Origin of the sequence: Acetobacterium sp., from assembly GCF_041752335.1 — a bacterium.
Lineage (GTDB): Bacteria > Bacillota > Clostridia > Eubacteriales > Eubacteriaceae > Acetobacterium.
Map to the genome: position 1 here is coordinate 33,451 of NZ_JBGSHG010000036.1, position 13,585 is coordinate 47,035.

At 41.7% G+C, this 13,585-nt stretch carries 13 protein-coding genes; 3 read left to right on the forward strand and 10 right to left on the reverse strand.

Features of this window, described 5'->3' with window-relative positions:
- Nucleotides 1-10: 10 nt before the first annotated feature.
- The 10 genes from ACEW8F_RS05105 to ACEW8F_RS05150 all read right to left on the reverse strand — a co-directional run bounded on the left by ACEW8F_RS05105 (nt 11) and on the right by ACEW8F_RS05150 (nt 10,842).
- Nucleotides 11-460, reverse strand: coding sequence for a DVU_1555 family C-GCAxxG-C-C protein (locus ACEW8F_RS05105; RefSeq protein WP_373482394.1), 450 nt, complete (start codon nt 458-460; stop codon nt 11-13).
- A 3-nt stretch (nt 461-463) separates the two neighbouring features.
- Nucleotides 464-1,180, reverse strand: a complete 717-nt coding sequence (gene trsM / locus ACEW8F_RS05110; RefSeq protein WP_373482395.1) for a DVU_1556 family methyltransferase — start codon at nt 1,178-1,180, stop codon at nt 464-466.
- A 1-nt stretch (nt 1,181) separates the two neighbouring features.
- Nucleotides 1,182-1,388 (reverse strand): DVU_1557 family redox protein, encoded by a 207-nt coding sequence (locus tag ACEW8F_RS05115; protein WP_373482396.1) that lies wholly within the window; start codon nt 1,386-1,388, stop codon nt 1,182-1,184.
- Between the two features lies 1 nt (nt 1,389).
- Nucleotides 1,390-3,738 carry a pyridine nucleotide-disulfide oxidoreductase/dicluster-binding protein gene (locus ACEW8F_RS05120; protein WP_373482397.1) on the reverse strand — a complete coding sequence of 783 codons (2,349 nt, stop codon included), beginning with the start codon at nt 3,736-3,738 and terminating at the stop codon, nt 1,390-1,392.
- 231 nt (nt 3,739-3,969) lie between these two features.
- Nucleotides 3,970-6,699, reverse strand: a complete 2,730-nt coding sequence (locus ACEW8F_RS05125; protein WP_373482398.1) for a molybdopterin-dependent aldehyde oxidoreductase — start codon at nt 6,697-6,699, stop codon at nt 3,970-3,972.
- Between the two features lie 42 nt (nt 6,700-6,741).
- On the reverse strand, nt 6,742-7,773 hold the full coding sequence (locus ACEW8F_RS05130; RefSeq protein ID WP_373482399.1) for a molybdopterin-binding protein: 1,032 nt from the start codon (nt 7,771-7,773) through the stop codon (nt 6,742-6,744).
- Nucleotides 7,774-8,055: 282 nt separating this feature from the next.
- Complete coding sequence (locus ACEW8F_RS05135) at nt 8,056-8,463, reverse strand: zinc-ribbon domain-containing protein (RefSeq protein WP_373482400.1); 408 nt, start codon at nt 8,461-8,463, stop codon at nt 8,056-8,058.
- A gap of 12 nt (nt 8,464-8,475) precedes the next feature.
- Nucleotides 8,476-9,519: a DUF4349 domain-containing protein gene (locus ACEW8F_RS05140; RefSeq protein WP_373482401.1), complete on the reverse strand. Its 1,044-nt coding sequence runs from the start codon at nt 9,517-9,519 to the stop codon at nt 8,476-8,478.
- Between the two features lie 130 nt (nt 9,520-9,649).
- Entirely contained in the window at nt 9,650-10,312 is a 663-nt protein-coding gene (locus ACEW8F_RS05145; RefSeq protein WP_373482402.1) for a hypothetical protein, read from the reverse strand.
- Nucleotides 10,312-10,842 (reverse strand): flavodoxin family protein, encoded by a 531-nt coding sequence (locus ACEW8F_RS05150; protein ID WP_373482403.1) that lies wholly within the window; start codon nt 10,840-10,842, stop codon nt 10,312-10,314. Before ACEW8F_RS05150 ends, ACEW8F_RS05145 begins: the two co-directional genes overlap by 1 nt.
- A gap of 263 nt (nt 10,843-11,105) precedes the next feature.
- Here ACEW8F_RS05150 and ACEW8F_RS05155 point away from each other — a divergent pair, with 263 nt between their 5' ends.
- The 3 genes from ACEW8F_RS05155 (at nt 11,106) to ACEW8F_RS05165 (ending at nt 13,306) form a co-directional block, all read left to right on the forward strand.
- On the forward strand, nt 11,106-11,756 hold the full coding sequence (locus ACEW8F_RS05155; protein ID WP_373482404.1) for a TetR/AcrR family transcriptional regulator: 651 nt from the start codon (nt 11,106-11,108) through the stop codon (nt 11,754-11,756).
- Between the two features lie 245 nt (nt 11,757-12,001).
- Nucleotides 12,002-12,268: a zinc ribbon domain-containing protein gene (locus tag ACEW8F_RS05160; protein WP_373482405.1), complete on the forward strand. Its 267-nt coding sequence runs from the start codon at nt 12,002-12,004 to the stop codon at nt 12,266-12,268.
- Nucleotides 12,269-12,460: 192 nt separating this feature from the next.
- Nucleotides 12,461-13,306: an alpha/beta hydrolase gene (locus ACEW8F_RS05165; RefSeq protein WP_373482406.1), complete on the forward strand. Its 846-nt coding sequence runs from the start codon at nt 12,461-12,463 to the stop codon at nt 13,304-13,306.
- Nucleotides 13,307-13,585 lie beyond the last annotated feature (279 nt).

Here is a 13,585-nt window from a genome sequence, read left to right on the forward strand (position 1 = left end):
TTACGCCCCATCACTCCCGATTTCCAAATATATAACCGTTTTCCTGTAAGATTTCAATCACTTTTTCAAAACTCTCCAATAAAACATCCCCGCATTTCACCGGATAACTTTGATTATTTTCACCCTGAAATTCATAGACGCCAATAATATCTTCACATTCGCTACTTTCAAAGCGCTCTTCAAACCACTGCATATATTCACTGACCATTCTGCCATAATTTTCTTTGTTCCATTCGCCAGCCTTCCCCTTTGCTGCATAAAGGCCAAAAATACCGATACCTCCAGTTAAAACACCACAGGTTTTCTGGCTCCCGCCGATCCCATTGCATAGCCCCCGGACAACCCGAAGCAGGTCATCATTTTTCGACTCTTCCATATCGAGGGCAAGTTTGAGCATGATTTGACTACAGCAGTACCCTTCCGAAACGAGTTTAAATATTTCAAATGCTTTTTCATCCATTTTTCATTTTTCCTTTCTTGCGATCATAATATAATAGCCTGGCTTACATTTTATTAAGGCCTCCTGAAAATTTGAAACACAGGAACCGGTGGTTTTTTTCCAGAAAGCATCCATCGAACCATACTCGAAAACAGCTTTTACCAGCAGCTGTTTAAGCATTTCGCTATGGTCTTCCGTCATCATTACTTGAAATCCCCTTTTTTTAAGCTGATATTTCAATCCTGCTAAGGCATAAAGCCCACGCATGCAGCTTTTGACCGGATCATTTTTTAATTGATCCAGCATTTCCGGTTTTCTGGCATAAACATCCGTCATGAAAAAATATCCACCATCTTTTAAGACCCGGAAAACTTCCCCTAATGTCTGATTTAGATCATCCATCAGCGATAACGTACACTCTGAAATAACACCATCAAAAGACTCATCATCAAAAGGAATCGACTCCCCTTTTCCAATCTTAAATTCTTCATCATGCCCCTTTTTCCTGGCAATCTTAATCAACTTATGCGATGGATCAATACCCCTGGCGCTCAACCCCCACTTATCATTGAGATACCTTACCGTCGCTCCCTGACCGCACCCCAAATCAAGCAGCCGATGCTCCGAACTCCAGTTGCAGTAGCGAATTCCTTTATCAGTTAATTCAAAGCCCCCCGGTCTTAAGGTTTCTCCCAGCAGCCTGGTCATTTCAGGGTTTTCGTAGGCGCAATTTCCCGACAATTTATTTGTCCTCCAGTCCTTCTTCCACTTCTTTCATTTTTCCCAGGGCCAGGGCTTCATCAATAAACACCTGATGACAAACCGGACATTTCATCAAATCCACTTCGAAATTTCCTTCCAGATATCGAACCTTGACCTTAGATAATTCGAGCTCCCGCTGGCACTTATCACAAAGCCATTTTGCTTGATCGTCGCTTTCATGCTTCATCTTAATCCTCCACTATTTCCATACGATGACTGTAGACGCTTTTAATCAGAAACGCTTCTCCCTCATTGGTATACTTCACCCAATAGGTCACGTTTTCCCGCCTCAGTTTTGCCAGATAATCCCCGGTTTCAGGGTTACAGAAACGTTCATTTTTTTCTTCAGCATTTTTCAATACTGCCTGAATATCTTCCATTAATATGTATCGGGTTTCTATGCTCTTTTGAACATCTTCGTGGATAATCAGGGTAACCTCTTCTTCCATCAGTGCCTCCATGGGATCCTCTCTCCAAATTTCTTTCAATAAAATCTGCTTCACACGACTCCGGTTTTGATGTCGTTCTGACAGGGTTGGGCTTTTTCGGGTCGCTGATTCCAAATTATCTTTGGGATAAATCAGATCCAGTAAATGATAGGTTCGTTGCCCCCCCGAAACAAAAAGATCCTTACACATGCTACAGTAAACCAGCAAGTCGTTTTCACTTTCCCCGATCCGTTCGGATACAAAGGCATTGGATTGTTCCCGATTGGCAAAATAAACCAACCCACCATAGCCGCAACATTTTGTTTTTTCCCTGGTATATTCCAGTTCTTCGATCCCATAGCCCAGTTTAGCAACAATTTTTCTGACACTCTCATGAAGCTCACTGTTTTCCCGGGTGGCACAGGCATCGTGGATGCTTAAGGTTTGGGGAGTTTTTATGTGATCCTTATTGGGCAACCCTTCCCGGACATAAATATCCCATAGCGATTCGACTTTGATTTCCGGACAATACTTCTCAAAAATACGAATACAGCTGGAACAGGCCAGAATAAAGGTTGGACGTTCCATCTCTTCCCAGACTTTTTTGATGGCTTCAATATTTTCATTCATCAAACCCTGTTGCCCGGCCCAATCCGCCGGTGCCCCACAACATCCCAGGTAAATGCCCACATCCCCGTTGACGTAGCCAACCAGATATTCATAAATACTTTTAATATCATCGGGATAGGAAGCCGGTAACTGACATCCGGGATAAAAGAGATACTCCGTCTTACCTGTTCCCTTATATAAACCTTTGACGTAATCCGAAAAGGAAATCAGCGGATAATAAAACAGGTCTTTGGATTCTTCTTTGCTGGGTTGTTTGCGAACCAGAGAAAAATGCGAACTATTGGAGAAAGCCATATCTTTCAAGGCAAAATCATGGGCTGATACTGGCATTTTTCCGCGTTCCACCATACTCTCTCGGGTTTCCTGGATAATATCCTTCATGCTGATATTTAAAAAGCACTCTTCCATACAGAGACCGCACTCGGTACAGGAGTTGATCATCTTATTGGCGTAATGGGTTCCTAAAATAATCCGTTCGCTATGATTAATTTGACGGATATAGGCATCCGGTGACATTTCATATTTGCGCAGATGAGCACAACCCTCGATGCATTTACGGCACTGACATTTAACGCAGCGTTTTGCCTCTTCCATTGCTTCTTCTTGACTGTAAATTACCCCTGAATTCTCGATGGGCGCCAGCGGCTCCTTCTTGCTGATATCAAAATGCAACAGTGTTTCAAACACGCCTTCCCGTTCCCGGGAATCGGTGAGGGATACCTTTGAAAGATAACGTTCAATGGAAATCGCCGCCCGTCTCCCAGAGCTGGCTGAAAAAATAACTGAATCCGTTCCATTAACCAGCCGCCCTCCGGCAAACAGAGTCGAATCCCCTACTTGAAAGGTCATCGGATGATACTCAATTTTTTCTTGCCAATTCCCGGTACCCAGAAAAACCGCATCATACTCAGTCAACAACTCCGACAATTTATTTTTATCAATCGGGGTCTCCAGATGAACGGTCATTTTTTTATCAGCAACCGTTTTTAGTTCTTCCATCAGAATTTCTTCGGTCAGGGAATCATCCACAAAATTCCAGAGTCGCCCCCCCAAGCGGTTGCTTTTTTCATACAGGGTAACAACGTATCCTTTTTTATCCAAATCCATTGCGGCTGTTAAACCACTTAAGCCGCCGCCAATAATGGCCACTGTTCCTTTATTCTTAGGAACAGGCCACACTTTTTTGGGTTTGCTGCTGCCATACGCCAACACAGCTTTTTCCAGTTCCGATATCCGGATGGAACCGCCTGCCTTGCTTCGCTCACAGACCGTCTCGCAGGGATGATCACAGATCCGTCCGAGAATTTTATGAAAAGGGATCTTCTTTTCCATGAGTTTATAAGCCTTTTGAAAATCGCCCTTTTCTATTTCTGCGATAAACTCAATTATTTCCAGATGAACCGGACAATTCGACGTACAGGTTGGGGGTTCCTGGTGGATACACTGATCGCCAGTTTCCAATAATTTGTCTAAATTCATTTGCGTTCCTCAAACTTCCTCTAAAATTAAATAGATCACATAACACCACAAACACACTTGCTTCAATGTCTGTTTCGATAAAAAATTCATACCGCACACAAATTTCATGTCGCCCTGAATTATTTATCGAAACAGACAACCAAACTCACTTAACAAAGTAATTCTCTTTATAATTTAAAATAGGAATTGAAAGCTTAGAAGCTTTCAATTCCTTTGGACATGAGACTTAACCTACTTATTTAAGGCTTCTAAACCTTCGAGCACTTTTTCTGGATAAGCTGGTAAATGTTTGATGCGAACGCCACAGGCATTGTAAATTGCATTCGCTATCGATGCATGTGGTGCAGATAATGGCATTTCACCGGCACCGGCAGCTCCGTATGGTCCTAATGGACGCGGTGTTTCCTGATGAATCAAAACAATTTCATCTGGTACATCTTTAACCTGGGGAATCCCGCAACCGGTTAAGGTTGTATGTTTTTTTAGATCTTCAAAATCTTCACTGAGGGCTAAACCAATCCCCTGAACCAGACCGCCATATAATTGTCCTTCAAGAACTGTTTTATTAGTAATGGTACCACAGTCCGAAACAAGGGTCATTTTATCTACATGAGTTTTTCCGGTGGTGGTATCAACTGATACTTCAGACAACAGCACCCCATACATGTAAACGGGGAAAGGATTTCCCTGGCTTGTTTCAACACCTGGAGCTGTACAAGGTGCTGTCCAGACGCCTTCATATCGCAATGGCAAGCCTTCAGCTACCATTTCATCGTATGTTCTGAAACTGCCATCTTCTTTTTTCAAGGCTGCCAGTAAGTTTTCACAACCCACTTTGATGGCATTTCCAGTCATTACATTTGAACGACTTCCGCCGGCGGGTCCACTGTTTGGTGTTAGTTTCATATTGTTCATAACCAGTTTAATCTGTTCTGGTTGAATTCCCAATGGTCTCAGTGTTTCATGGGCAAATGTTAATGTTCCCATATCAGCACCCTGGCCATGATCTTCCCATGAATCTCCAACGGTAACTCCGTCTTTAGTCAATTCAATCCATACTTCTGAGGAATCTGGACCGTCAAGTCCACAGCCATAGATATTCAGCGAGATACCAACGCCGTGTTTGATATCTCCGCCTTCAGCATTTAATGCTTCAGTATTAGCTTTGGCCGCCTGATAAAATGGTCGAATAGTATCAAGTGCCTTTGGCAATACAATAACATCTGGAGGACAGCCGTTTGGTGTCGTATCACCTTCACGATATACATTTTTGTAGCGGAGTTCCAACGGATCTTCGCCCATTTGGTAAGCCAGCATATCAATTAAGGTTTCAGACGCGAATAAACTTTGTGGTGAGCCATAGCCTCGGAATGCTGAGCCCCAGGCGTGGTTGGTGGCAACGGTTCGGCCTTCACCACGGATGTTGGGAATATTGTAACCGGCTCCAATGAATTGCGAACCACGGGTGGTTACCAGATCACCAAATTCACAGTATGGACCATGATCCACTGACCAGTCCGTTTCCATCGCCTGGAGGATACCATTTTCGTCGGCACCCATTTTTACATTCATAAAGAATGGTGACCGTTTTCCGGTATAGGTAATTTGTTGGTACATATCAAATTCTAAATAAACAGGTCTTTTGGTAACCAAGGCAGCCACTCCCAATAAACCTTCAATGGTTGGACTGAATTTATATCCGAATGTTCCACCGGTTGGGTTTTGAACAATGAAGTATTTTGTGGGATCTACGCCAATGGCTTCGGCAGTCATTAACTGGTGGAAATGAAGGGCGATACTCTTGGAATGAACCATCAGGTTATCATCTTCATCAAAATATGCAAATCCAACGTCTGGCTCTAATGGCAAATGTGGTTGACGTCCGACATAAAAGTCATCTTCGATCACATTTGGCAGTTTTTCCATTAATTCAGCCGTTTCGTCACCTTTGACAATATTGGTTTTAAAATAGGTGTTTGGTGTGCCGGGATGAATTTCAATGGCATCTTCTGCCATTGCCGCAGGCGCACTCATATATGGTAATAATTCTTCAATTTCAACAACAACTTTTGCAGCGGCTGCTTCTGCCTGTTCTGGGGTATCAGCCAGTACCATCGCAATGGCATCACCAAACTGGAAGATTTTTTTATCATTTAAAATCGGACGTTCCAGGCCATCCCCTAAATTAGTTGGGAATGCCAAACCGTTAATACGATTGGTTCCGGGAACATCTTTGGCAGTAATAACTTTGAATACACCTTCCATTTTTTCTGCTTCTGAAGTATCAACAGAAATAATGTTAGCATGTGAAACTTGTGCCTGTACCAATTTGATATGTAAGGTATTCGCTGGCATTTTCAAGCCCAAATCGGCACCAAAATCCCAGGTTCCGGTAACTTTTGCCAAAGCTGAAGGACGGGCCATGTTTGAACCCATAATGGAAGCCCCTTCTTTCAATTGGAACCACAGGTCTTCTTTGGTTACTTCGCCACGCATCAATTTGGCCGCATCCATAACCGCGTCAACTAATGGTTTATAACCGGTACAACGGCAAACGTTCCGATTTTTCTGGAACCAGGCACGAACTTCTTCCCGGGTTGGATTTATGTTTTCTTCCAATAACGCTTTTGAAGAAACAATAAAACCTGGTGTACAGAAACCACATTGAGCCGCTCCGTTAACCATCCATGCCAATTGCAGCGGATGAAGATTTTCTTTGGTTCCAACACCTTCAATGGTGATAATGGTCGACTCGTCTGCAATCCGCTTCATTTTTGTAATACAAGATCGAACAACCTTGCCATTCAAAATGACTGAACAGGTTCCACACTCACCTTTTCCACAACCAACTTTTGTTCCGGTTAAACCCTGTTGTTTTCTGATAACATTTGCCAAACTCGTTTCCGGATCAACAATAACCGTTTGAGCCACGCCATTGATAAACAATGTCTTTTTTTCCACTTGAAATCCTCCTTAAAATATTAAATATTACTATATGGGAGCTTAGAAAATTCCGCCCTTACCAAATCCGCAATTGGGATAGTGACATTCCGGGCAGGTGGAGCATAAGCCACCATGACCAAGTCGGGAAATGTCTTTGGGGGTTAATCTTTCGCCAACCATCAACTTTGGTACCACCAAATCAAAAACGGTTCGGCGGCTGTACATGATGCAACCGGGTAATCCTAAAATTGGAATATCGCCTAAATACGAGAGCAAAAACATGGCTCCCGGCAAGGTCGGTGCTCCATAGGAGACAAACCTGGCCCCTGTTTTTCTAATTCCCTCGGGAGTTACATCATCGGGATCCACTGACATTCCGCCGGTTACAGTGACAATGTCGGCACCCTCTTCTATTAATTCCAGGATACACTGAGCAATCATATCTGAGTCATCCCGAGAAAAAACCTGTTTAAATACATACGAATCAAGTTCATCAAATTTTGCTCTGATCACATCACCAAACTTATCTTCAATCCGGCCGTAAAAAATTTCATTGCCAGTGGTTACCACTCCGACTTTAAATGTTTTCAGCGGAAGTACTTCGACAATCGGTCCATTTTCAGCACATAGTTCTTCCATCCTGATCAACTTTTCATTATCAATTGAAAGTGGAATAATACGGGTAGAACCCACTAAGGTTCCTTTTGAAACCATGGTATCGGTATGAAGCGTGGCCATCATCATTTCTCCCAGTTCATTGATTTCCTGGAGAGCTCTGACATTGATTTTTAGCAATCCCGATTGAGTTGCGGTCATAGTGACTTTCCCTTCAGATGCGCCGACAAATTCAACTCCAATTCCCGAAGCAGCTTTTCCTAATCGCAGTGCTGCATCATCTTCATGGATTGTGCCATCATTAAATTCGATGATAGCAATGTGCTCTTTTCCCATGTTCAATAGCCGGGGGATATCTTCTTCCTGAACAATGTGCCCTTTTTTAAACGCTGCTCCTTTAAATGTCCCTGGAATGATCTGTGTCATATCGTGGGCAAGGAACATACCCACAGATTCCCGGACAGGTACTACCTTCATATTGAGTCCTCCATTAGCTTGATCTGTATCATTTTCACGTTGTGACTGATGATAACGTTATATATTAGCAATAAACGTGCCAAATAAAAAAAAGCCCATTTTCAGGGCTTTTTGATAATGCGATCATTTAAATTGTTCTTTATTTGAGCGTTAAACGATTATTGAACGTTCAAATTTCGAACACATGCTTTTTTTTTGAGCGTTTATCTGCCGTATCAGATCAAAAATTCAATACTAGCACCATCAAGATGCCATCATCAGGCATCTTTTTTTATTTATTGATTAATAATAATACATGGAACTCATTAAGGAAGCCATAATCGCCCCCATCACGATACTGATCACAATGCCCACGCCGATAGCAATTGCCATCATCACCAGGTATGCCCGGGCAAAATTCTTTTTATTGGGCCCCGTTTCGCTGCCGAATCCCCAGATAAAAAGCATTACAATGCCTGCAATAGGAATGGCCGTGATCAAAAACATAATCAGATACTGACCCATCGTGATCAGATCCGCTCCCCCATTGACTCGAGCCGTTGACTGAGGCGAACTTGGTCTGACCGGCTGAGGCGATTGCACACTGCGCACGGTTTGGATCGGCGGTGGTATTTTTAACTGTTTGGCCCCGCAATGGGTACAAAATACTGCATCATCGGGAATTTGTTTGCCGCAATTTTCACAAAACATTGTCTTTCCTCCTTAGTTTTTATTTTCTGTTTTTTCGTCTTCCATTTTACCGGTTTCTATTTTCTTGGCAGTTTTCTTTCTCTCTTTGATTTTCTTTCTGATCTTTATAAAAATAAAGAACCCCAATCCGGCAATGGCTGCAAATGGTATCAGTCTGAAAATTAAAACAACAAGAAATGCAATGATATATAGCAAGACATTTATTGAGGTAACAAAACCTTCCCCAATTTTTGTGAATATTTCTGAAAATGGCGAACTGACTGTTGTTGAGGATAATCTCTTTTCGTACAACGATACATAAATTGTCGAATAGGCCATTTCAGTGTCCCAGTTTTTAATGGTCGTCGTCAGGCTGTCAATTTCTGTTCGAACCCGGTTTAATTCACTTTCAATGGCTAACATATCGGTAATATTGGTCGCCTGTTTTAAATATTCCAACAGCCGCCCCTCTTCAATTCTCAGATTATTGAGCCGCGCCTGAACATCCTCATACTGCTGAGAAATATTGGTGCTGTTGACATTGGCGCTGATAGGGCTACCCCAAGTCTGGATCTGCGTCATCGCTTCTGAAAATTTATCCGATGGCACCCGAATCGTAAGATAACCGGAATTGGCCTGGACACCAGCTTGTTCCGATGCATAATTGGATCCGGAATCCTGAACGAATCCCCCCAGTTCGGCTGCATAACTGCTGATTCTTTCAAAGGTATTTTGATAGTCTTCGGTATTCAGGCTGATATTTCCGGTATAAATAATTTTAGATGTGTCAAAGGGAACGCTCGCATTTGCCGTAGCCTCAGGCACGGGCGCAGCATTTGCCGTCTCGCCGGTTGCCTGATCAGATACCATGGATTCATCGGCTGCTGATTTACTGTTTTCTTGAGTTGATCCACTAAAACACCCCCCTGTCATAACCATAACCAGACAGCATACAATAATGACCATACCCCAAAGTGAGTTTTTTCTCGTTTTAAAAAGCATAGGCTTTTCTCGCCGGGAATCCTCTGATGTATTTTTTACAAATCCCAGGTTTCGAGTCGGTTTTTCCTGATCCATGAATCCACCTCCTTAATAAATTTCTTAAATTAATCTCTTGCATTACTCTTTTTTTACTTTGTACCCTTATTTCTGATAAAAATGCAGGAAACTTATTTTTTATCGTGTCATCTGTACAACTGTTTTTTGGCTAACTAAGTTCTAACTTTTCATAGGGGCTTTTTTCCTGATCATCAATCCCCTTTTCTCTTCGTTCTTTGTCAATTTTGCGATTCATCATGGTTGCCATAAACCAATAAACCAGTCCTGGCATTTTTAACTGCGCTTGATGATATAGTTCCGGTGGTGAGTTGTCTTGATTCGCCATGTTTTCTAAAAATAATGCAAACCCTTTCTCAACTTTTTTTCCATTTAAAAGCTTGTCCAAAGGCTGGCCATTTAGCATTGCCCCCATGCCAATCACAAATCCCCCTTTGTAACTGAGGCCATTCTCTGCCGCAAACAGTTCTAGCATCTTCAGACCTGACTCATGCGTATGAACATAAGGCATGCCGCCCTGAATAATCCCATAGAGATCTTGTCCATGGAGAACGTCGTTATTTTTCTCAAGCTCTTCCAATAAATAAACCGTATCTGCCGGATAGGTATCAATGTAACTGGGACCAACCATAATGATTGACTGAGTTTCTTTAATCGCCGCCATTAGCGGGCTCATGTTTTTTAAGTTTGGATACAAATGCAGGATTTCCACCTGATAATTCCGGGCCGCTAAAAATTCACTGCAACGCTTGGCCAACATCACACTTGTTCCAGTTTTTCTGGGGCTCAAATTTAAAATCAGCGCTTTTTTCATTAGTTTAAACCCTCCATTACCGATTCAAGGCACGTACTGATGTTGCTGTCATCAACCAAATGAACGCTACCCTTGATGTTCATAATCTTGATATTTTCCTCAACCAGATTTTTAAAAGCACTTTTTTCGTCATTCTTCCATTGATCCTTAACACCGATCGCCACAAACGTGTGAACCCGACCAATGCTCCCTTTAACCAGTTCCCCGTTTTTGCAATAGTAATGCCGATCTCCGATAATGGCACATTTGTCAAAAACACGTTTCGTTTTAAACGAATAGCTCCCCCATTTGACCGGAGTAACCATTACCAGCACATCGGTTTTCATCAGTATAGGTAGAATAATATCGGCATCATCCCGATGGACGCACTGTCCATAGGTTTTATCGGTACAGCCGCCGCAACTATAACAAGGACCCACATTCAGGTCAGTCAGGGAAATAAGTTCAGTCGCTATTTTCCGTTCCCTTAATTTTATATCAAGTCTTTCGCCAACTTCTTGTCTGGTGTGATCTGATAATATGGTAATCATAATCGTCCTCTTTCCTCTATTTTTTCTGACACCGAGTATCAAAAACAAACATTTCTACAAAAGGTAATATATTACATATTATTATTATTGTCAACAAATATTGGCGTCAGACTTTAAAATTGATTTAAAACATTGACGAATCTATTTTTTTTTTAAGATAAAATCATAAAAATAGAGAAATTTATAATTTTTGAGATTTAAATCTTGGGTGAAATGTGATAGTATATAGACAGAATGAATTCATAAACCGCAAGGAGTGTATCATGTACGAAAAAGGTATTCAGACGAGAAACCATCTTTATGAAATTTCAAAGAAATGCTTTTATGAACAAGGGTACGAAAATACTAAGATTAAAGATATTGTCACGAAAGCTGATACTCCCCTCGGTCTTTTTACCTATTATTTCAAAACAAAAGATAATATTGTCCACGAAATATATGCGGATTATTATCAGCAAATTGGTAAGTGCCTGACTGCATTATCAATTGATGGATGTGAAAATCCGATTCTTCATCACGCAGCATTGAGTTATATCTATTTTGATCTAATTCTCAACAACGAAAAGAATCGGCGCTTTTATTATGAAATTCTCAAAAAAGCGTCAAATTATCGAATTGCCGGTGATTTCATCCGCAACACCTACCTTGGTTATATTCAGGAATACAATCTGGTCGTCAGCGAAAGAGAATTTGATAACTTACTTTTCATCGATTTCGGCGGACGTCGGGAATACTTTCTGAACTATTTTGAAAAACCACTTGATGATTCCATTACCGAATTAGTCTTTTTACTCAACGGGATTCTTCCCCGATTACTTGGTATTGATCAGCATGCTGTCACCACCCTTCTTTACAAGGGTATCCAAATCGCCAAAAACGTTGACTGTAAACAAATTTACTTTCTTTGCGAATAACTTATGCTATCAAAAAAGGATGTCTCAACCCACTAAAATCCGGGTGAAACATCCTTTTTTGATAGTCTGGCGGCAATCTCACCGGTAAAATTAATTGATCACTTGTTTTGATGCATGAACCCCGGGTATAATAGGCTGATAGAGAATGTTTGCAGATATTTTAATTTGCATATCTGCAGACCACCAATGGCCCGGCGTGAATTCATAAAAAACCCGAATTTCAAACCATGAATGGAGATGGGACAATGAACGAAAAACTGTGTCAGAGCTGCGGAAAACCCATGGGACAAACCGATAAACTCTATGGAACGGAAAAAAACGGTGCCAAAAGCAGCGATTATTGTGACGATTGTTATAAACGCGGTGTATTCACAACAAAGATCACCAGAGAACGGATGATTGAGGTGAGTATCCCCTATCTCTTGAAAGAAAAACCTGGAATTAACGAAGCTCAAGCCAGAAAAGAGATGGAAGCCTTTTTCCCCACCCTTAAACGGTGGAAAAATACCTAGATCAACTGGATCAGTCTGCCGTTTTTATAGTATTATTAAAAAAAGGAGTGTGCATAAAAATTATCCTTGTTTTATGCCTGAAAAAATATGAGTGACTTAGAAATCGTCTTACATAAAGACCTTGCCGGATACGAAAAGGCAGCCGTCCCAAATTTAATACTGTCGCCTTTACTCATTAAAGCGATCAATATAATGGCCGGTATAAGCGTTACCCTTTGCCGCCGCAAAAAAGCAATCGCCAAACAAAAAAAATCAATCCCGGGAATTGACGGCGGTAGGATTCAGCTGACTATTTATGAACCGAAAAATTCAATCCAGGACCCTTTACCCTGCCTTGTCTATTATCATGGCGGGGCTTTTGTCCTGCGTGATTTCGGCTATATGCATAGAAAAACCTGCGAGTACGCATTGCGTGCCGGATGTAAAATTGTCTTTGTCCACTATCGTCTTGCACCCGATCACACCTCGTCCATCATTTTAGAGGATTGTTACACCAGCCTGGAATGGGTTAAAGATCATTGCCCAGAATTAGGAATTGATCCAGCGAGAATCGCAGTTGGCGGCGACAGTGCCGGAGGCGCCCTGGCTGCTGCGGTCACTCAATTAGCACGGGATCGAAAGGGCCCTGCACTCTGTTTTCAACTATTAATATATCCGGTTACCGATGCTTCTCAACAAACCGAATCGGTCCTAAAATTTGTCAATACACCTGGCTGGAACGCTAATCTCAACAAGCAGATGTGGCGCTACTACCTGAAAAACGCTGATACCGAAATGATGAAGTACCTTTCCCCCATCAGCAATCCTTCCCTTGAAAACCTGCCAGCGTCCTATATTGAAGTAGAAGAATGGGATTGCCTCCGTGATGAAGGCATTGCCTATGCAAAAAAACTCGAAGACTCGGGAAACGATGTGACCCTTAACTACCTTAAGGGGACTTTTCACGGGTTCGATATCAACCTGAAAAAAAGTGTTGTTCAGGCCGCTCTTGATGCCCGGATCGCAGCTATCCAAAACGCTTTTAAGCTGCCATCTTAACCTTTGCTTTTCGTTAAAACCGTTGCTATCGATTATCGCTTTTCAGGGTGATGCCTACCTTTTTCACCAGCATTAGTGTGCCATTTCACCATCCCTGATACTCACAAAACGTAAAAAAAGCGATAAAAAACGAAAATAACTTAAGTGTTTCTATTTTTATTTGCAATCGTTCCTGATTTATAAATAAATCATTGTATTCTATATTAAAATTATGCATAATATGAATATAAAACCGTTCCGATTTTAGTATCAAAGCGCCGGATTAAACAAGTGGATTTT